Below are 20,125 nucleotides of genomic sequence, written 5' to 3' on the forward strand. Positions count from 1 at the left end.
CTATCTCTGGTGTTGAATCTAAACTCGCGTATAAACCTAGAACACCTAACTGTAAATCTTCAAGATTTGTAAAAGCATTCGCTGCAGCAAGCCTTCCTGGTTGAGCGATTTCTATCGCATCGTTACAACCCATTAAAAATGTCAAGGCTGCAACTAGTGTTATTTTAAATATATTCTTCATATCAATTTTTTTTTATAATCCTAATTCTACTCCAAATGAAATTGTTCTCGGAGTTGGGTATATTCTAGAACCATTACTTCTCGCTTCTGCATCAAATCCTCTCCATTCTGTGAAGGTAAATAAGTTTTCTCCATTTAAGAAAACTCTTGCACTAGATATTCCAGTGTTCTCTAACGCACTTTGTGGGAAGTTATATCCAAAACTAGCAAAACGTAATCTTAAATAAGAAGCGTCTCTTAAGAATCTATCAGAATTACCAAAAGTAAATAAGTTAGATGCTGTAAAGCTAGGAATATCAGTAATATCTCCAGGTTGTTGCCATCTTCTTAATACATCTGTCGATAAATTAAACTGGCTTAAGCCTGAAATATCTATTAAATCAGCATAATCATTATCGAAACGATCAACACCTAGTACATAGTTCCATTGTGTAGTTAGGAAAAATCCTTTATAATCGATATTTAAGTTAATACTACCATTCCAATCAGGAATAATATTCTTACCAATCCACTCACGGTCTGTATCTGCATTTGGATTTTCAGTAACATTATTATTAGAATCTAAGTATAATAGATTACCATTTGCTGGGTTAACACCTACATAACGTAATGTAAAGTATTCACCTAATGGACCTCCATTTCTACCTACACCAATTAATTCGCCATTACCAGATAAGTTTGTAATTTCATTCTCGTTATAGTTACCAACTACTCCTAATGTCATTGCAAAGTCACCTTCTGATTTAGCTCTAAAAATATCATAATTAACTTCAAAGTCAACACCTCTGTTGAATAATTCAATTTCAGTATTAGCAGGAAGTGATGTAAATCCTGTAACTGCTGATAAAGGAATATTGTTATATAAGTCTAATGTTTGTCTTTCATATACATCAATAGAACCTCTTAACCTGTTATTCCAAACTCCGAAATCAATACCAATATTTGCTTGTGCAATTGTTTCCCACTGTAAACTTCTATCACCAATTTGAGAAAATAAGATTGAATTCACATTACCATAACCTGCACCAGTTGCAAAGAAATCTAATGTACGATCTGGAGCAGAGAATGGTCCACCTCCAACGATGTCTTGGTTACCAGCAGTACCATAAGAAGCTCTTAACTTTAAGTTGTTAATGTCAGATCCATCCATAAATGGTTCATTAGAAATATTCCAACGACCAGAAACAGACCAGAATGTCGCCCAACGGTTAGACTGAGCAAATCTATATGATGCATCTCTACGAACTGTAGCTCCTAAACCATACTTTTCATCATAGTCATAATTTAAAGACCCAAAATATGAGAATAAACCAGCGTTTCTAATTGTTGCATTTGCAGTATCAATAAATGAATCATCTGCAGCGTTATCAGGTATAAAACCAGCACCATCACCAGGGAAGAATGTTCTAGGGTCTAGACCTAATTGTCTAAATCCAAAGTCTCTTAAGTGTGCTTTAAAATACTCAGTGTAAAGCCCTAAATCAAAATTATGCTTACCAAATGTTTTATTTGCATTTAACGATGTTACTTGGTTATAAGTAAACACACGAGTAGTTTGTTGGAATACACGTTGGTTGTTTGCTCCAAATAACAAAGCATTAAATGATAGTGGATCTTGAGCCTGAGTTAAAATTTCGTTTTGGTAATCACCACCCATAACTACATTAGCAGACAACCAATCTGTTAATTGATAATTAAAATTGGCACTACCTACTAATTTTACTTCCTCTTCTACTCTCGTAAAAGTTAATAATCTATCTAAAAGGAATAAAGGCGTATTTGTAAAAGATAATGGTGCTAATAAAGCTGCCCCATCAACATAATCATCAGCAGTAACATAAGGTACAGAAATGTATGCACCTAATACAAAGTTTCTGTTAATTGCTCCTGATCCAATACTACTTGGCTCATTATTTTTAGAATAGTTAACTGTTAAGTTAGACCCATATGTAAACTTACCATTTTTAGATTTTCCAGATACATTAGATCTGATATTAAATCTCTGTAAGTCAGAATCAACTAGAATACCTTCTGTATTTGAGAAACCAAAAGATGTAAATTGCGATGCATTTTCACCACCACTAGATAATGATACCGTATGGTTTTGTGTTACAGCAGTACGGAAGAAAAAATCTGTCCAGCTAAAATTCGGCGCTGCTGCAATTTGAGCATCTGTTAATGGAGAACCATTTCCAGGGTTAAAAGCACCAGTTGAGTTACCAGCACCAGCACCATTTCCTAGTTCTCTTTCTAATCTTAATAATTCTTGTGAAGACATTGGGTTGTAATCAGCATCTTGTAGAGTACTATATGATACAAAACCATTATAGTTTACTTTAAGTCCTTGATTAAAATTACCTTGTCTCGTCTTAATTACAATTACACCATTCGCACCTCTATTACCATAAATTGCAGTAGCACCTGCATCCTTAAGTACATCAATAGATTGAATGTCTTGAGGGTTTAACGAACGGAAGTTATCTTCATCAACTGGAGTACCATCAATAATGAATAAAGGTTCCGTATTACCATTAATAGAACCTACACCACGTAATTGAACTAATGAGTTACCACCAGGTTGACCTGTACTTGTTGTAATATTCAAACCTGGAACTTGACCAGAAAGTGTTTGAACAAAACTTGCATTAGGTCTGTTCTCTATCGTTTCGCTAGAGACTCTAACAGAAGCAACGTTAGATTTTGCCTTTGCAGTGGTTTTGTATCCAGTAACGACAACCTCATCAAGAGAGGCAACATCATCAGCCATTGCCAAATCTATAACATTACTAGAACCTACTGTTTGTTCGGTCGTTTTCATACTAACGAACGAGAAGACTAAAATATCTCCCTGATTTGCCTTGATAGAATATTTTCCATCAAAGTCTGTTTGCGTACCTCTCGCGGTACCTTTAACAATTACATTAACTCCAGGCAATGGTAAACCATCAGAAGCTGCAGTAACTGTACCCGTAATGTCTTTCTCTTGTCCAAAAGAAAGCTGCATTACAAACGCCATAAATAGCGTTAATAACCATGTTAACTTTAATTTCATAAAACAATTATTTGAGTTAGTCTTCCGCAAACATCATAATAAAATATTAAAAATCCAAGGGAAAGCCATAAAAAAATGTTAAAGGAAGTCGCATAAAATTTAATAATGCGGCAATATCTGATTTAATACTTTGAGGAATAAAAAAATCAACACCTCTGATATTGTTTTTTTAATAATTGGACGTATTTTTCAATTTGAAAATTTATGGATTTAACAATTAGGTACTCAAAAGAGAAAATAGAGTGTGGCACAGACGAAGCTGGTCGTGGTTGTCTGGCTGGTCCGGTTACTGCTGCAGCGGTAATTTTAAAGGATAATTTTGAGAATAAAATTTTGAATGATTCCAAACAATTATCAGAAAAAAAGCGCTTCTTACTTAAACCAGTTATTGAGTCCAATGCTCTATCATATGGTGTAGCACATATATTTCAAGAAGAAATCGATGACATAAATATTTTAAACGCTTCAATAAAAGCAATGCACAATTCTATAAAACAATTGCAACCGCAACCCAAATTTATTATTGTTGATGGTAACAAATTTAAACCTTATAATAAGACGCCTTTCAAAACAATCATTAAAGGCGATAGTAAATTCTTAAGTATTGCAGCGGCGTCTGTCCTTGCAAAAACATATAGAGACCTATATATGGATACCATTCATGAAGAGTATCCAATGTACAATTGGAAACAAAATAAAGGCTATCCAACAAAAGAACATAGAGAGGCCATTAAAAAATATGGCATTACAAAATACCATCGTAAATCCTTTCGTTTAATTCCTGAACAATACAAATTAGATTTATAGGTCTTAATCTATCTTTGTAGAAGATTCATAGCTGATGAAAAATCCCTTTCTTTATTTAGTTTTTGTTTTATTCTTTTGCACGTGCTCTAAACGCTACAGTAAAAAGACTGAAGTTTCTGATTTTATTCCTCAATCTTTCGAAACTGTACTAAAGATTAATTCATTATCGGAGTTTAAAACACTTTCTAACTTAAACACTCCTTTTAATGACAATACAACAGATGCGATTCTTAATATATACGAGCATATAGAACCAAAGTATCCTTTATATATAGTTAATACCGATTCTAGTTATTATCTATTTACCAAATATCATGACGAACTTTTAAAATCTGACGCTCCTTCTACACCAATTAATACCTCTTATACATCTGATATCGTAATCACTTCAAATGCTCATGGCACAATATATCATAAAGTCATTGATAGTGTCTTTATGACTTCTACTGATCTTAAATTGATTAAGGGCATCGAAAAAAATGAAAACCTACAATTACAAAATGTAATTAGCACCTCAAATAACAAAGCTGTAGCATCAATTATATATAATACCACTGATGAAACACCTGTTTTATTGAATAAGTTGAATGCCAGAAGTTCATCTTCATATCATATATTGGATGTAGCAATGGATAAAGATGACATTATATTTAATGGTATTTCTGTGAGCAACGATAGTCTTTACTTTATTAATACTTTTAAAAATACTAGACCGCAACAATTTAAATTAGCTGAAATAATTCCTAATGATGTTACCTCAGTGACTAGAATTGGATATAATGATTTTGGTGCCCTATTAAATAATTTAAAAGAATTAAATGAAATTTCAACAGATAGTATTTCTGAATTTATAGAGTTTTCAAACGAAGCTGCATTAATCGAAACTAACATTAGTGATGCAATAGTTATAGGAGCATTAGATGGAAATCTTCTAAAAGAGTCTTTAGAGTCTCAAACAATTGAAGAAACTTTTAAGGGTATTCCCATTTTTAAATATGATCAACAAAATACATTTAAACATATTTTTTCTCCTTTTATATCAGTAGATAACGTCTCATTCTTTTTTAGTTATGAAACATTTGTAGTGTTTTCTAACGACATTGAAACATTACAAAACATAATTACTAACAAACTTAACAATCAAGTATTATCAAACTTTGATAAGTTTAATGCTATTAGCAATCAGCTTTCAAACGAATCTTCTTACCTAGTGTATAAAAATAAAAAGGGTCTTGAGGATTTTTTATCCGGAGATAGTCATGGTTACAATGCTAATGCAGTACAATATGTATACGACTCAGACTTTGCACACATTAATGGTGTATTTTCAAAGTATAAAAAAAGACAAAATACAAATACTATTACTGAAGACTTTTCAGTACAAATACCGTCAGACATTTTGTCTTCACCGCAAACAGTAACGAATCATCGTAATGGCACTAAAGAAATTATGGTTCAAGACATTAATAATGTGGTCTATCTTATATCTAATAGCGGAAAAATTCTTTGGAAAAAACAGCTAAATGGAGCTATCCTAGGAAAAATAGAACAAATAGATATTTATAAAAACAAAAGACTTCAACTGGCTTTTGCAACACCAAATCGTGTATATGTAATTGATAGAAATGGAAAAGACGTAGGACCATTTCCTTTAAAATTTAATGACGCCATTACTCAGCCGTTGTCCGTTTTTGATTACGACAACAGAAAGAATTACCGATTGCTCGTTACCCAAGGCAGATCACTATTAATGTACGATGCCAAAGCAAAACGCGTTAATGGCTTTAGGTATAGTAACGCACAAAACACAATTAGTAGTCAGCCGAAGCATTTTAGAATTGCATCAAAAGATTACATTGTGTTTTCTCATGGAGAGAAACTTGAAATCCTTAATCGTCAAGGTCAAGAACGTATTAAAGTTCAAGGAGATATCTCATTTTCTAATAACTCTATCTTTAAATACAAAAACACCTTCACAACGCTCAACAAAAATGGAGCACTCGTGCAAGTAGATACTCGAGGCAGAATCTCTAATAAAAATATTGGATTAGAAGGTGATTCTAAATTAAACACGACAAGTAAAACTCTTGTTGCGCTAGATGAAAATAGGCTTAAAATTAAAAGTAATATTATCGATTTAGATTTTGGTAATTACACTGACCCAAATCTATTTTATCTGAATGACAAAATATATGTCTCAGTTACAGATCTGCAATCTAAAAAAGTATTCCTTTACGATAGTCAAAGCAAGCCAATTAAAAATTTTCCTGTCTTTGGAGTAGCTAGCGCAGAGTTGGTTGATTTAGATAATAAAAAGAAATTAAAACTCATTACTCAAACCGATAGTAAAACCATATTGGTTTATAATCTAAATTAGTTTTATAATTTAACATCAAATAATTAATGCTCAATAACGAGTAATGGCAAAACAAAACTCAGAAAAATATAATGACTTTGGCTTAGGTGAAAAATCTTCGTCCAATGGATATCGTGCTCTGAATAAGGATGGAACATTCAATATTACGAAGGCTAATATTCCTTTTATTGAGCGTCAAAATTTTTTCCACACATTAGTAACTATGAAATGGTCACATTTCTTCGGATTTATTATTCTGGGTTATTTTATAGTTAATCTAATTTTTGCCTCTATTTATAGCTTGATTGGAGTTGAAAATTTAACTGGCACTCAAGGAATGAATCCTTTTGAACAGTTTATGGAAGCTTTCTTTTTCAGTGCACAAACGATTACAACTTTGGGGTATGGACGTGTGGCTCCCTTGGGCTTACCAGCTAATATCGTGGCAGCTATTGAGTCCTTATTAGGATTGCTGTTTTTTGCATTGGCTACTGGTTTACTTTACGGGCGATTTTCTAAACCAAATACAACGATTAAATACAGTAATAAGGCTGTGATTGCACCTTATCATGATATTAATGGTTTTATGTTTAGAATCGTTAATCCTAAAGAGAACCAATTGCTTGAAGTTGAAATAGATGTTAGTCTTTCTGTTAAGCGCGATAATTCTGAATTAAGGAACTTTTACAGTCTTAAATTAGAACGAAAAAAAGTGATGTTTTTTCCGGCGATGTGGACTATAGTTCATCCAATAAATGAAGAAAGTCCAATACATCAATTATCTCAGCAAGATTTATTAGAAAAGGATGCCGAATTTATTGTAATGCTCAAGGCTTTTGATGAGTCTTCTTCTTTACCTGTATATTCTAGAAGTTCTTACAAAGCTGACGAGCTATTTTGGGGTGAAAAATTTATTTATGCTGTAAGTCGAAATAATGGTAGACTAATTGTAGATGTTAGCAAAATTGATGATACTGAAAAAGCCGAATTGAATTAGAGCAAAATATTAAGTATGGCCAAGGATTATCAAATCGATTATAAATCAATTTTTGCCTTTATTTTAGCTTCAGTGATATTAGTTCTTGTATGGAGAACATATTATGGTTACTACATTTTATATCCCTTTACCATTCTGGGAACTTGGTTTCACGAAATGGGGCATGGAATTATGTCCATGGTGGTTGGAGGTAGTTTTAATAAACTAGAAATATTCTCCAATGGATCTGGTCTTGCTCACAGTAGTTATTTCGATTCTGATTTTTACTTCAATAAAAATATTGCTTTAGGTTTAGTATCTGCTTCAGGACTGTTTGGGCCACCTATTATTGGGTCTATTTTAATAATCATGAGTAAAACAGAAAAGCGTTCAAAAATAATGCTGTACTTGCTTTCAATAGTAATGCTAATATCTGTTATTATATGGGTTAGGACTACCGTTGGAATTGTTGTTATAATATCTTTAGGGAGCATACTTCTTTATGTTGCAATAAAAGGAAACGAAACATTACAACAATTAGTAGTACAGTTTTTAGGTGTAATAGCCATTATAGACACCTACAAACAAATTGATTATTTATATACAAAAAGCTTTATAAGTAATGGTGTTGAAAAACTATCAGATACTGGAGCTATGGCAGAGCGTATCGGTTTAACTTATAATTTCTGGGCAACTGTTATTCTTATTCTGAGTTTTACCTTGTTGCTATACAGCTTATACATTAGAAGCAAAAAACGTCCTGCTCATTAATTTGTCATTTCAGCCTCAAAAAGCTTAGCGAAATGCTTTAAAAGTTTTGACTTAACATCTTGGTCATCTACTTTTTCTAAACCTAATTCAACATTAAGTGATGTCACAGCTTTACCTCTAATGCCGCAAGGGATAATATTATCAAAATAGCCTAAATCAGCATTTACATTAAGCGCAAAACCATGCATAGTAACCCAACGACTTGCACGTACACCCATGGCACAAATTTTCCGAGCAAATGGCGTACCAACATCAAGCCAAACACCAGTCTCACCGGGACTACGATCAGTTTTAAGTCCATATTCTTCAAGTGTAAGAATAATGACTTCTTCTAAGAATCGTAGGTATTTATGGATATCAGTAAAAAAATTATCAAGGTCTAGAATTGGATATCCAACAATTTGTCCAGGACCATGATATGTAATATCTCCACCTCTATTTATTTTGTAAAATGACGCTCCTTTTTCTGCCAGTTGTTCTTCTGAAAGTAACAAATTAGATAAGTCGCCACTTTTACCCAAAGTATACACATGTGGATGCTCAACAAATAGAAAATGGTTGTTAGTTTCCAAACCGGCATCTTCTCGTCTATTCTTTATTTTAGTATCTAAAATAGCTTTGAAAAGCTGCTCCTGATAATCCCAAGTAGCCTTAAAATCTTTGGTACCTAAGTCTTCTAATTTTACAATCTTATTCATAGAATTTTACATCTACGTCGAGTGTTTTCGGATTCTTTATATAATCAAGCCAAGACGTTTTGTAAGTTAAAGTCTTACCATCATCAGAAATTTGAGCATCTTCTATTGTAGTCGATTTAATGCGCTTAGGAAAGACCAATTTTACAGTGTAATACGAGGCTTTAAAATAGTCCATAAACTCCTTATCACTTTCACTGGTATTATTAAAAAGTGCGTTCATTTCATTGTATTCTTCCTCAGATAAATCTGGCATTGCAGTTGAACGCGTAAAACCACTTGTCGTGTAGTTATAAGCTACATTTCCGTCATTATCTCCCATAAACTTACCCATAGGAGAACCATCTCGCATAGCATCAATTTGCTTGTTTTCATCACCTAAACTTTGTGCCTTTTTTATTTTCTTTTGGATATCCTTTAAATCATTTATAGAGTTAAATTTCATTCCAATACCCATATTCATTTTTGCTTTTTCTTCATCAACATGCATGGTCATATACATATCCTTAACATATTCTATGGCTAGACGTTGCTCTTCAGGTAAAGCAGCAATACTATCCTTATGATTCTCCATAATTTCAGCAAAAACCATAGTTGTATCCATAACCTCTTTGCCTTCTTTTTTCTCAGAAGAATCTGTATTCATACCCAATTCCTTCATTTGCGACATCATCTGCGTCATATCGTAAGTCACTAAAAAATCTCCTGAGCCATCTTCAGTAAACACAATAGTTTCAGTAACATTACAACTCGACAAAAAGCCTAATAACACAAGGACGCCTAACAATTTCTTCATGATATAATTATTGATTTAAAATTGGAAAGCAAAGATACGAATTTATCGCTCAGGATTGTTTAAAATTACTAATGCTGCAATTACACCTGGAACCCAACCGCATAGCCAAAGTAAAAAGACGATAAAAATAGAACCGCAACCCTTACCTATAACTGATAGTGGCGGAAAAATAATAGCGAGAAGTACTCTCCAAAAACTCATAATTTTATGTTTTGATTTGATGTAACTATGTGACGTACAGCTTAAAGAATTGTTACAGATGATTTAAATAAGTTTTAATTCTGAAAAATTGATTAGTTTCGTTTTATGAGATTAATGTACGCCATCGTTCTTTTGCTTTTGAGCCTCTTTAGTTATGGGCAATATTCATTCTCCGGATATATAGATTCAGATGAATGGAATAGTACCGTCTATTTGTCCCTTGTTGAAGATTATAGAAAACTATCTGGCGTATATGCAGAGCAGATTATTGCAAAAACTACGGCTGACGAAAATGGCTTCTTTGAGTTTAACGGAAACATACTCGATGAAAAGAACAAAATATACCGCATTCATGTAGATAAGTGCTCAGAAGATAAGCAAGAAGTTAATCATTTTAATGGGCATTGTACCGATAGTAAAACCTTAATATTTATTGCAAATAATAATGATAATATAGAACTGCCTTTTTCTTTTGAAAATGAAGTGTTTTGCAATATAATTTCTACCAATCCAAAGTCTAACGCCTTTGTAAAAATAGATTCTTTAAAGGCCGATATGCGTTTTGCCTATGGCGAATTTAGAAGCGAAGCAAACAGGAAACTCAATAATAAAAAATGGTTTAAAACACTACAAGATTATGGCAAATCTTTAAACGAACCACTTGCCGAATTATATATTTATGCTTACCTGTCTGATAGGGCCAGTGATTTTCATAGCTATTACATTAAAGACTTAAGACAAAATGATTATTACGATAATCTCAAAACGAGATTAACTGAAAAATATCCCGTTTCATTGTATACAAATCAATATGATAATGAATTAGCAGCCGATAAGTTTATGCTTGAATCATCAGCGGAAAATGAAGCAACTTTTAAATGGCAATGGCTTATTTATTTATTGCTAATAGCTTCACTTTTACTTAATGTGTTTTTTATATTTCAAAAGCGAAAAGCCAAGCAGTCATCAACCAAAAAATTGAAAGAACGGTTATCCAAACAAGAACTTGTCGTTTTAGATTTAATCTTACAAAACAAAAGCAACAAAGAGATTGCCGAGACACTCTTTTTAAGCGTTAGCACCATAAAAACGCATACAAATAACATTTTCAAAAAGCTAGAGGTAAATTCCAGAGACGAAACTAAGTCTCTGTTTTTTAGTTAGTTAAAAAATTCAACCTAGGTACTAGTACCATTTTCAAACCTTATTTGCACTTAACTAATAGCTATAATAGTGATGTTTGTTTCATTATTAATTACAAAATTATTTATCATGAAACGAACGGTTAAATTTCTTTTTCTTCTTACATTATCTATTGGTTTTTTTAGTAGTGCACCAGCAGAATTAGAATTCGAAACTCACAGCAGTAAGATCGCCGTAATAAAATTTACAACTACAGTAATTGACTACGGTATTATAAAGCAAAACTCTGATGGTATGCGTCTTTTTACGTTTACAAATGAAGGTAATGCTCCATTAGTAATAACTCAGGTAAAAACAAGCTGTGGATGCACGGTCCCAAATTATTCAAAAGCACCTATTCTACCTGGTGAATCAGGTGAAATTCAAATTAAGTATGATACTAAAAGACTCGGCAATTTCACCAAAACAGTAACTGTTATTTCTAATGCCGAAGGCGGTAATAAAATTCTGAAAATAAAAGGAAAAATTGTTACACCTTAATATCCTTAAACGATTCTTACTGCTCTTTTGAGCGTAATCAAAATCACCAGATTACGCTCAAATAAATCAATCAATATTTAAAACAATTATTATGAAAACAAAGATGTTGTATAGCACAATAGCATTTTTAACATGCTTGTTTATGAGTGCGCAAACCCTTAATAATGAAATCACAGAAAACACAAAATCCCCTTACCTTTTAGGAAAGATAGACAAGTCTGGATTGGAAAATGGAAACTACCAATGGTTTACAAAAAACTATCAAAATTATAATCCAGATAGCACTACAATTAATGAAATATCTGATCTTTTAAGTGAATACAATATCATATTATTTATGGGTACATGGTGTGGTGATAGTAAGCGTGAAGTTCCTAAAATATACAAAATATTAGAAGCGGCTAATTTTCCTATGGAACAACTAACGACAGTTGCAGTAGGACGCACAAAACCACTTTATAAAAAAAGCCCTCAGCACGAGGAAGAAGGACTTAACATTCATCGTGTACCTACCCTTATTTTAAGTAAAAAAGGTAAAGAACATAACCGTATTGTTGAACATCCTGTCGAGAGTTTTGAAAAGGATATTCAAACTATTATTACGAATAATAACTATGAATCAAACTATGCCATAGTTACTACGGTGAATACTATTCTTGATAAAAAAGGAATTAAAGGCTTAAAAAAGAAAACTGATAAGCTTATTAACACATATAAAGAAAAAGTATTAAGCATGTACGAATTAAACACGTATGCAAGAGTTCTTCTCGGTTCAGAAGAAAACGAAAAAGCAATTGCAGTATTAAAGCTTAACACAAAGTTTTTTCCAGATAACCCAAAAGCACACATTTCACTTTCAAAGGCATTGAATACTATTGGCAATAAAGATGAGGCAATTAAAACGTTAGAAAATGCGCTAACAAAATTACCCGATAATACAGATATCAAAAAAAATCTTGAAGCAATTAAAACTAAGTAAACAAGGCTTTCGCTAATTTTTTGAAATAGTGTAATTTTGCATTTTTAAAATAAGAAAAATGCAGCTTTCAGAACAAGAATTAGTAAGACGCGAAAAACTAGAAAAATTAAGAGCTCTGGGTATTAATCCTTACCCAGCAGATTTATATCCTGCAGACCATTTATCTAAGGACATAAAAGAAAATTTTTCTGAAGGTAAACAGGTAGTTATAGCTGGCCGTTTAATGTCTAGACGAATTCAAGGTAAAGCATCTTTTGCAGAACTTCAAGATAGTGAAGGTCGTATTCAAGTGTATTTTAACAGAGATGAAATCTGTACTGGAGATGACAAATCCTTATACAACGATGTCTACAAAAAACTCCTTGACATAGGTGATTTTATTGGTATCGAAGGCGAACTATTTACAACACAAGTTGGCGAAAAAACTGTTATGGTAAAGAACTTTACATTGTTAAGTAAAGCTCTGAAACCATTACCAATGCCTCGAGTAGATGCTGATGGCAATGTATTCGATGCGTTTACCGATCCAGAACAGCGGTACCGACAACGTTACGCAGATTTAGCGGTAAATCCGCATGTCAAAGATGTTTTTGTTAAGCGTACAAAACTATTTAATGCTATGCGGCAGTTTTTTAATGACGCAGGTTATTTTGAAGTTGAAACACCAATATTACAGCCAATTCCTGGTGGTGCAGCAGCACGACCATTTATTACGCATCACAATAGTTTAGATATTCCATTGTACATGAGAATTGCTAATGAACTCTATCTAAAACGTCTTATTGTTGGTGGTTTTGAAGGCGTGTATGAGTTTTCTAAAAACTTCCGAAACGAAGGTATGGATAGGACGCATAATCCTGAGTTTACTGCTATGGAAATCTATGTCGCTTACAAAGACTACAATTGGATGATGGATTTTTGTGAGAAGCTTCTAGAACATTGCGCAATTGCTGTTAATGGTACAACTGAAGCAACATTTGGCGAATACAACGTAGATTTTAAAGCACCATACAAGCGTATCACAATGCGTGATTCAATATTAGAATTTACAGGTTTTGATATTAATGATAAATCTGAAGATGAGATACGCCAAGCTTGCAAAGACATGAATATTGAAGTTGATGAAACCATGGGTAAAGGCAAGCTTATTGATGAAATATTTGGAGAAAAATGTGAGGGTAATTACATCCAACCAACCTTTATAACTGATTATCCAAAAGAAATGAGCCCATTGTGCAAGGAGCATCGTGATAATCCTGAATTAACCGAGCGTTTTGAATTAATGGTTTGCGGTAAAGAAATTGCAAATGCATACTCCGAGCTTAACGACCCAATTGATCAAAGAGAACGTTTTGAACATCAGCTTAAATTAGCTCAAAAAGGTGATGATGAAGCTACTGAGTTTATAGATTTCGATTTCCTAAGAGCTCTAGAATACGGTATGCCTCCAACCTCAGGTATGGGTATTGGTATGGATAGATTAATTATGTTCTTAACCAATAATCAGAGTATTCAAGAAGTGTTATTCTTCCCGCAAATGAAACCAGAGAAAAAAGCCATTGAGATGAGCGATAATGAGAAAGCCATCTTCGAGGTTTTAAAGTCTGAAAATCGTATGGATTTAAATGAGCTAAAATCTAAATCTGGCTTAAGTAATAAAGCTTGGGATAAAGGCATTAAAGGTTTAGGTAAATTAGGAGTTACCAAGGTCGAAAAAACTGACGATGGTCTTTTTGTTGAACTCATTTAAATACTAAAAATATTGCAATAAAAAAGGCGAAAAAGAATAATTCTTTTTCGCCTTTTTTCAATATTAAACTCAACTTATCTTTTCTTTTTCTTAGGTTTTGCAGCTTTTACAAAAATGTCGTTTTCCCAAACGCCATCTTTAAGTAAATTACCATCTTTATCATACAGCTGGCCTTTACCATTCTTTTTATTGTTCTTCCATTTACCATAATGACGTGTACCGTCTAAATAGTACATTGTACCTTTTCCATGACGCATATTATTTCTAAAACTACCTTCGTAGCGTTCTTTGTTTGGCCATATATAAGTTCCTTTTCCAGAAATGTTGTAACCGCTAAACGTACCAGAATATCGCGAATCGTCAAACCAAATCACATTACCTTCAGTTAAACGTTCTTCTTTTACTCCAACATCAAATTTTGCGCCTTGAAATCTGAACTTGTGCCATCCATCAGGAATTTGTTTAGCAGTACCTGGAACTACAATATTTAATTCTTGAGCGTTTAGTGTAGCTCCAAACAAAACCCCAAACAGAATACATATATTTAGATATTTCATAATTAAAATAATTTCAAGCTTCAGTCGAAGGGATATTAGGAAAGCTTACAAATCATACCAAACAAGTTAAAAAAATACTAATTAACATGATAGTAAGTGATTTGATTATGTAATTTCACCGGAATTAATAAAACCAACTAACCGTGAAATATTTTAAGATTAAAATTCTCTTCATCGCATGTGCACTTTTGGCGTTCTCTTGCGATACGGCTAAAAAGGCAAGTAAATCAAAAAAAGCAACTGCTGCGGCCGCAAAACCACCAGCCAAAAAACCTGGTAAAAACGATATTAAACCTTATAGCAAGGTTATTACCAAAAAAGCAAAAACCGACAAAGGATTATTCGACGTACACAAAATAGATGAAAAATTCTATTACGAAATTCCAGACACTCTTTTTGAAAGAGAAATGCTAATGGTAACTCGTATTGCAAAAACTGCAAACGGTATTGGATTTGGTGGTGGAAAACAAAATACGCAAGTATTACGCTGGCAAAAGAAAGATAAAAAAGTACTATTAAGAGTTGTATCTCACCAAGTTGTTGCTGCGGATTCTTTACCGGTACACGAAGCGGTAGTGAATTCTAATTTTGAGCCAGTACTGTACACGTTCCCAATTAAGGCATTTAGTAAAGATTCTACCAAAACGGTAATTGACGTTACACCAATGTTTTCTAAGGATGTAAAAGCATTAGGATTCCCTCAAGGAAGAAGACAGCAATATAGAATTACAAGACTGGATAGTGAAAAATCATTTATAGAATCATTAAAAAGTTACCCAGAAAATATTGAAGCACGACACGTAAAAACTTACGCTGCTGGTCGTCCGCCTTCAAATTCAAGCACAGGAACAATTTCTTTAGAGATCAATAACTCAATGATTTTATTACCTAAAGTACCTATGAAGCGTCGTTATTTTGACCAACGCGTAGGATGGTTTGCAAGAGGTCAAACAGATTATGGATTAGATGCTCAAGAAAGTAAAACTGTACGTTACCTTGACAGATGGCGTTTAGAGGTTAAGGATGAAGATATTGAAAAATTTAAACGTGGTGAATTAGTAGAACCTAAAAAACCTATTGTATACTATATTGATAGAGCAACACCTGAGCAATGGCGAAAGTACATCAAACAAGGAATCGAAGATTGGCAAGTTGCTTTTGAAGCTGCGGGCTTTAAAAATGCTATCATCGCAAAAGATCCACCAACTGTCGAAGAAGACCCAGAATGGTCACCTGAAGATGTGCGTTATTCTGTTGTAAGATATTTGGCTTCACCAATACCAAATGCAAATGGACCTCATGTAAGTGACCCACGTTCTGGAGAGATTTTAGAAAGTGATATTAACTGGTATCATAATGTAATGACTTTATTACGTAACTGGTTCTTTGTGCAAACAGCAGCTATAAATCCTGATGCTCAAGGCGTAGCTTTTAAAGACGAGGTTATGGGACGACTTATAAGATTTGTATCTGCTCATGAGGTTGGTCATACTTTAGGATTACCACATAACATGGGTAGTAGTGTTGCATATCCTGTAGAAAAATTACGTGATGCGTCATTTACTCAAAAATATGGTACTGCGCCATCAATTATGGATTATGCGCGATTTAACTATGTAGCACAGCCTGGAGATGAAGGTGTTGCTTTAATGCCAAATATAGGACCTTATGATAAGCATTCTATTAATTGGGGCTATAGACCAATTCTTGATGCTAAAACAGCCGAAGATGAAAAGAAAACATTAGACAAATGGATTCTAGAAAAAGCTGATGATCCAATGTACCGTTTTGGAAGACAGCAATTTGGTGTTATCGACCCAAGTTCTCAAACTGAAGACTTAGGAGACGATGCCGTATTAGCTAGTGACTATGGTATTAAAAACTTGAAGCGTATTGTTCCAAACCTTATCAAGTGGACAGCTGAAGATGGTAAAAATTATGATGACCTAGGTACAATGTATGGTCAGGTATTAAGCCAATTTAACCGTTACATGGGGCACGTATCATCAAATATTGGTGGTGTCTATGAGTACTACAAAACCTATGATCAAGATGGTGCTGTATACACTCATGTTGCAACCGATCATCAGAAAAAAGCAATGCAGTTTTTACAAGACCAGTTATTTACAACTCCAGATTGGATGTTAGATAATAACATATTTAATAAAATTGAAAGTGCAGGTCATATAGAACGAGTTAGAGGTATCCAGACTAGAACATTGAACAATATGATGGATTTTGGACGAATGCAACGCCTTTTAGAAAATGAGTCCATAAACGGTTCGGATGCTTATGGTTTATATGATATGATGAAAGACATACGAAGTGGACTATTTAGCGAACTACGTACAGGAAGAAAAATAGATATTTACAGACGTAACTTGCAACGTGCTTATATAGAGCGTATGGAATTCATTATGAAGAATGAACAACCACAAGTTCCAGCTGCATTTAGACGATTCGTTAGAGGTACAAATGTAAATGTTAGCCAATCAGATATCAGAGCAATTGTAAGAGCTGAATTAAAATCTTTACGTTCGCAGTTAAGAAATGCTCGTGGTGGTGATACCATGAGCAGAATACATATTTCTGACGCTTTAGAACGTGTAAATGATATTTTAGACCCTAAGTAACTATATATACTAACTGATTTTAAAAAGGTTTCAAATAGTATTTGAAACCTTTTTTTGTAGTCTTATTTCAAATAGTATTTTTGCGTCATGCAAAAACACCTGCTAATTCTTTTTTTCGCAATTCCATTTATAAACTTTGCACAGTCCAATGACAGCATTGTTTTTAAGAATGGAATCGATAATCCAAACATGCAGACCACACATCATTTCGGGATTTTTAGCTCAAGGATTCAGCAAAATTTTAAAAGAGAACCTAATCGACAAACGCTACTATCATTAAATTATGCAAGCGGTAATAATTTTCAACCTTTTGTTGAAACGCATTTACCAAGTGATCCCGATGTTAGGGAAGAACTTAGTCAGCTTATTTGGTTTCAGAGGCAGTTTGAGTTTATAGATCAAGAGACCACACCAGCAGAATATTACAATATTGTTATCGATGCTGTAATAAAAGAATTTAGAGTTGACCTCACGTTTCCGATTGCAAAAAAGCACGAATTGGGAATTAACTTAAGGTCTTATTTAATAACTGACGGAAGTTACCCGTTTTCGTTTTTTACAAGTGATAAAACGATTGAATGGTTTCACAGCAATATTGCTGGTGGCGAAGACCCATTTGGTAGACGTTTTTATGGTTTAAATCAAGTTGATTTTAGATACGAAGATCGAAATGGAAATGTCCTGAAACTTGATAAAAATGATTTCTTCATTGGTGGATTAGAGCTTAACCATCACTATTACCCAACTTTTGGTTTTAACGAGACTAGGAATCTCTATTTTAATTTTGGAAGCCACCTTGGCATAAACCTTTCTAAGTTTAATCCATCCGTAGATATCGGTGTCTCTATAAACGCTCTAAAACAGTTTAAATTTAAAAACAACAATGAGTTAGATGTTGCGGCAGGTGCGAGTGTTTTAAGAAAAAATGTAATTGACTTTGACGAGGTTATAGACCTAGGTAATAATCCATTTTTAGCAACCTTTGAGGCCGATGTCGAATTTACAAAATACACCCAAAAAGGGAATTACAATGCCTTTGGCCTTAATTATCAAATCCAATCGCGATATAATAAAAAAGTCGAAACTGAATATTATAGACTTCTTGGTAATTTTAGAGATATCAACGCAGGTTGGCACAATGGAGTTTCGCGCTTGTATGTTCCGTTATCTAATTGGTCTCTTATCTATACATATGGTCGAGAACGTTATAAGCTATCGCTATATGTTAAACAAGACTTCTCAGTAAATAACGCTCCAGATATTCAAACAGGAATAAACTTTAAGATTCCTGTAGGCAACTAAAAATACTTCAAGAAAACATCTGCAAAAGGATCTTGCCCTACAACAGTATAATAGAATAAGGCACCTAGCCAACCATGGAACAATCCTAGCATATAAATATTTTTAGATTTTAAATAGACATAGCCATAAAACAATGCTAAAATAAAAGTCCCTAACATTAACCATGGATTAGGATAATGAACACTAGAAAAGAATATTGCTGTTAACAGAATAATCAAAAAAGTATTGATTTCTACGCCTTTAAGTTCTTTTAAATTACCAGCAAGTAACCCAATTGTTAAGAATTGCTGAATGCATCCCCATAAAGGATATGTGATTAATAAAGGAATAATGTGCCACGTTACATTAATAGTACCTCGCAAATACCCAACTACTAAAAAAGCAATTATTGCAACTAGGACAAAAGGTAACATCAACTTTAAAACCTTATGAGTGTTATCTAACCTAAAACCCCAATCTTTTAATACATTTTTATCTTTCTTATAGCGATACATAACATAACTAGACCAGGTCAAAATTGCTACGATTACAAATGGTAATCGCCAATTTAAATAATCCATAAAAATGAACTTACCAACACCAGTTAGTACTACGCCAATTATTTCTATTAGTCTTACCCTATTAGAAATTGGTCTTATCAATTTTAAATCTGAAAAATCACTTAGATATTTTGTTAATCTCTGTCTCATAACTTTTGGTTTAAAACCCCAGAATCATGAATGACTCTGAGGTTTTAGGTTACATGCAAACCAATCATTAAAACTAATTTTAATTGTCTTTAGATTGTGCTCTATTGTCAATGTATGCAACATCTCTAGTGTTTTTCTGAACAGCTATAGCTCCAAAAAGACTTAGTGTAAATGACATAGCGTAAAATCCTTTTTCGCTTAATTCTATGTCGGCATGCCATAGGCCTATAACCAATAATAAAATTGAAATTATTGTTGTAAACCAGCTAATACTATGATACATGTTCGTTACCTGAATATCCTCGAGTTTATCTCTTACAGCCTTTTGAACAGATATTACAGAGAAGAGTCCAAAGAGTAATATTGTAAAATAATATCCCTTCTCATTGAGTTCCATATAGGCATTCCATAACCCAATGCAATAAGATACCACACCAATAAATACCGCAGCCCAAGATGCACCAATAAATGCAGGAGTAGGTTTTTGATCATAAATTTTTTTCTCTTTCTTTTTTGTTTTAGTATTCTCTTCTTTTAGAGATACTGTTGTTTGATAATTCATAACATAGTGTTTTAATGATTACACCACAAAAATGTGCTTTAAACGATATCTATAAAAACTTAAATTGAAACAAACCTTACGATATTTTTTAAACATAAAAATTAAATACTCCATTTATACTTATATTTAACATATA

General features: G+C 33.2%; 18 protein-coding genes. 10 read left to right on the forward strand and 8 right to left on the reverse strand.

Features of this window, described 5'->3' with window-relative positions; all coding sequences use genetic code 11:
• Together ED556_RS00005 and ED556_RS00010 are read right to left on the reverse strand one after the other, a co-directional pair.
• Positions 1–181 (reverse strand): hypothetical protein (locus ED556_RS00005; RefSeq protein WP_296318430.1); only part of this gene is annotated, 181 nt, incomplete at its 3' end.
• 12 nt (positions 182–193) lie between these two features.
• On the reverse strand, positions 194–3,232 hold the full coding sequence (locus ED556_RS00010; protein WP_296318432.1) for a SusC/RagA family TonB-linked outer membrane protein: 3,039 nt from the start codon (positions 3,230–3,232) through the stop codon (positions 194–196).
• A 204-nt stretch (positions 3,233–3,436) separates the two neighbouring features.
• Between ED556_RS00010 and ED556_RS00015 the strand changes: the two genes are divergently transcribed.
• From ED556_RS00015 to ED556_RS00030, 4 genes are read left to right on the forward strand one after another with little or no spacing between them, the layout of a single operon-like run.
• On the forward strand, positions 3,437–4,039 hold the full coding sequence (locus ED556_RS00015) for a ribonuclease HII (RefSeq protein WP_296318434.1): 603 nt from the start codon (positions 3,437–3,439) through the stop codon (positions 4,037–4,039).
• Between the two features lie 34 nt (positions 4,040–4,073).
• Positions 4,074–6,416 (forward strand): hypothetical protein, encoded by a 2,343-nt coding sequence (locus ED556_RS00020; RefSeq protein WP_296318435.1) that lies wholly within the window; start codon positions 4,074–4,076, stop codon positions 6,414–6,416.
• Positions 6,417–6,459: 43 nt separating this feature from the next.
• The gene (locus tag ED556_RS00025) at positions 6,460–7,392 is read left to right on the forward strand and encodes an ion channel (protein WP_296318437.1); all 933 of its coding nucleotides are present in this window, start codon (positions 6,460–6,462) and stop codon (positions 7,390–7,392) included.
• 15 nt (positions 7,393–7,407) lie between these two features.
• Positions 7,408–8,142 (forward strand): M50 family metallopeptidase, encoded by a 735-nt coding sequence (locus ED556_RS00030; RefSeq protein WP_296318439.1) that lies wholly within the window; start codon positions 7,408–7,410, stop codon positions 8,140–8,142.
• Here the strand turns inward: ED556_RS00030 and lipB are convergent.
• Genes lipB through ED556_RS00045 form a run of 3 tightly spaced genes read right to left on the reverse strand, consistent with a single transcriptional unit; the run spans position 8,139 to position 9,834 of the window.
• Positions 8,139–8,840, reverse strand: a complete 702-nt coding sequence (lipB, locus tag ED556_RS00035) for a lipoyl(octanoyl) transferase LipB (protein WP_296318441.1) — start codon at positions 8,838–8,840, stop codon at positions 8,139–8,141. The genes ED556_RS00030 and lipB overlap by 4 nt on opposite strands.
• Positions 8,833–9,633, reverse strand: coding sequence for a hypothetical protein (locus tag ED556_RS00040; protein WP_296318443.1), 801 nt, complete (start codon positions 9,631–9,633; stop codon positions 8,833–8,835). The genes lipB and ED556_RS00040 overlap by 8 nt, the downstream gene beginning before the upstream one ends.
• Before the next feature lie 42 nt (positions 9,634–9,675).
• Positions 9,676–9,834, reverse strand: a complete 159-nt coding sequence (locus ED556_RS00045; protein ID WP_296318445.1) for a YqaE/Pmp3 family membrane protein — start codon at positions 9,832–9,834, stop codon at positions 9,676–9,678.
• A 105-nt stretch (positions 9,835–9,939) separates the two neighbouring features.
• Between ED556_RS00045 and ED556_RS00050 the strand changes: the two genes are divergently transcribed.
• From ED556_RS00050 to lysS, 4 genes are all read left to right on the forward strand, one after another.
• On the forward strand, positions 9,940–10,998 hold the full coding sequence (locus tag ED556_RS00050) for a LuxR C-terminal-related transcriptional regulator (protein ID WP_296318446.1): 1,059 nt from the start codon (positions 9,940–9,942) through the stop codon (positions 10,996–10,998).
• Positions 10,999–11,106: 108 nt separating this feature from the next.
• Positions 11,107–11,517 (forward strand): DUF1573 domain-containing protein, encoded by a 411-nt coding sequence (locus ED556_RS00055; protein ID WP_296318448.1) that lies wholly within the window; start codon positions 11,107–11,109, stop codon positions 11,515–11,517.
• 91 nt (positions 11,518–11,608) lie between these two features.
• Entirely contained in the window at positions 11,609–12,496 is an 888-nt protein-coding gene (locus tag ED556_RS00060) for a hypothetical protein (protein WP_296318450.1), read from the forward strand.
• Between the two features lie 58 nt (positions 12,497–12,554).
• Positions 12,555–14,246 (forward strand): lysine--tRNA ligase, encoded by a 1,692-nt coding sequence (gene lysS, locus ED556_RS00065; protein ID WP_296318452.1) that lies wholly within the window; start codon positions 12,555–12,557, stop codon positions 14,244–14,246.
• Between the two features lie 74 nt (positions 14,247–14,320).
• Here the strand turns inward: lysS and ED556_RS00070 are convergent, their stop codons facing one another.
• Positions 14,321–14,803 (reverse strand): hypothetical protein, encoded by a 483-nt coding sequence (locus tag ED556_RS00070; RefSeq protein ID WP_296318453.1) that lies wholly within the window; start codon positions 14,801–14,803, stop codon positions 14,321–14,323.
• A 143-nt stretch (positions 14,804–14,946) separates the two neighbouring features.
• On the opposite strand from ED556_RS00070, the gene ED556_RS00075 reads away from it, so the two are divergent.
• Positions 14,947–17,436 carry a zinc-dependent metalloprotease gene (locus ED556_RS00075; RefSeq protein ID WP_296318455.1) on the forward strand — a complete coding sequence of 830 codons (2,490 nt, stop codon included), beginning with the start codon at positions 14,947–14,949 and terminating at the stop codon, positions 17,434–17,436.
• Positions 17,437–17,523: 87 nt separating this feature from the next.
• The gene (locus ED556_RS00080) at positions 17,524–18,738 is read left to right on the forward strand and encodes a hypothetical protein (protein WP_296318457.1); all 1,215 of its coding nucleotides are present in this window, start codon (positions 17,524–17,526) and stop codon (positions 18,736–18,738) included.
• Here the strand turns inward: ED556_RS00080 and ED556_RS00085 are convergent.
• Both ED556_RS00085 and yiaA read right to left on the reverse strand, forming a co-directional pair.
• The gene (locus ED556_RS00085) at positions 18,735–19,427 is read right to left on the reverse strand and encodes a CPBP family intramembrane glutamic endopeptidase (protein WP_296318459.1); all 693 of its coding nucleotides are present in this window, start codon (positions 19,425–19,427) and stop codon (positions 18,735–18,737) included. The genes ED556_RS00080 and ED556_RS00085 overlap by 4 nt on opposite strands.
• A 79-nt stretch (positions 19,428–19,506) precedes the next feature.
• Positions 19,507–19,989 carry an inner membrane protein YiaA gene (gene yiaA, locus ED556_RS00090; RefSeq protein WP_296318460.1) on the reverse strand — a complete coding sequence of 161 codons (483 nt, stop codon included), beginning with the start codon at positions 19,987–19,989 and terminating at the stop codon, positions 19,507–19,509.
• Positions 19,990–20,125: the final 136 nt, after the last annotated feature.

It is taken from the genome of Winogradskyella sp., from assembly GCF_003712105.1.
Taxonomy (GTDB): Bacteria; Bacteroidota; Bacteroidia; order Flavobacteriales; family Flavobacteriaceae; genus Winogradskyella.

Coding starts and splice junctions, on each gene's coding strand:
- ED556_RS00010 (WP_296318432.1), bottom strand. CDS start 3,232: ATGAAATTAAAGTTAACATGGTTATTAACGCTATTTATGGCGTTTGTA.
- ED556_RS00015 (WP_296318434.1), top strand. CDS start 3,437: ATGGATTTAACAATTAGGTACTCAAAAGAGAAAATAGAGTGTGGCACA.
- ED556_RS00020 (WP_296318435.1), top strand. CDS start 4,074: ATGAAAAATCCCTTTCTTTATTTAGTTTTTGTTTTATTCTTTTGCACG.
- ED556_RS00025 (WP_296318437.1), top strand. CDS start 6,460: ATGGCAAAACAAAACTCAGAAAAATATAATGACTTTGGCTTAGGTGAA.
- ED556_RS00030 (WP_296318439.1), top strand. CDS start 7,408: ATGGCCAAGGATTATCAAATCGATTATAAATCAATTTTTGCCTTTATT.
- lipB (WP_296318441.1), bottom strand. CDS start 8,840: ATGAATAAGATTGTAAAATTAGAAGACTTAGGTACCAAAGATTTTAAG.
- ED556_RS00040 (WP_296318443.1), bottom strand. CDS start 9,633: ATGAAGAAATTGTTAGGCGTCCTTGTGTTATTAGGCTTTTTGTCGAGT.
- ED556_RS00045 (WP_296318445.1), bottom strand. CDS start 9,834: ATGAGTTTTTGGAGAGTACTTCTCGCTATTATTTTTCCGCCACTATCA.
- ED556_RS00050 (WP_296318446.1), top strand. CDS start 9,940: ATGAGATTAATGTACGCCATCGTTCTTTTGCTTTTGAGCCTCTTTAGT.
- ED556_RS00055 (WP_296318448.1), top strand. CDS start 11,107: ATGAAACGAACGGTTAAATTTCTTTTTCTTCTTACATTATCTATTGGT.
- ED556_RS00060 (WP_296318450.1), top strand. CDS start 11,609: ATGAAAACAAAGATGTTGTATAGCACAATAGCATTTTTAACATGCTTG.
- lysS (WP_296318452.1), top strand. CDS start 12,555: ATGCAGCTTTCAGAACAAGAATTAGTAAGACGCGAAAAACTAGAAAAA.
- ED556_RS00070 (WP_296318453.1), bottom strand. CDS start 14,803: ATGAAATATCTAAATATATGTATTCTGTTTGGGGTTTTGTTTGGAGCT.
- ED556_RS00080 (WP_296318457.1), top strand. CDS start 17,524: ATGCAAAAACACCTGCTAATTCTTTTTTTCGCAATTCCATTTATAAAC.
- ED556_RS00085 (WP_296318459.1), bottom strand. CDS start 19,427: ATGAGACAGAGATTAACAAAATATCTAAGTGATTTTTCAGATTTAAAA.
- yiaA (WP_296318460.1), bottom strand. CDS start 19,989: ATGAATTATCAAACAACAGTATCTCTAAAAGAAGAGAATACTAAAACA.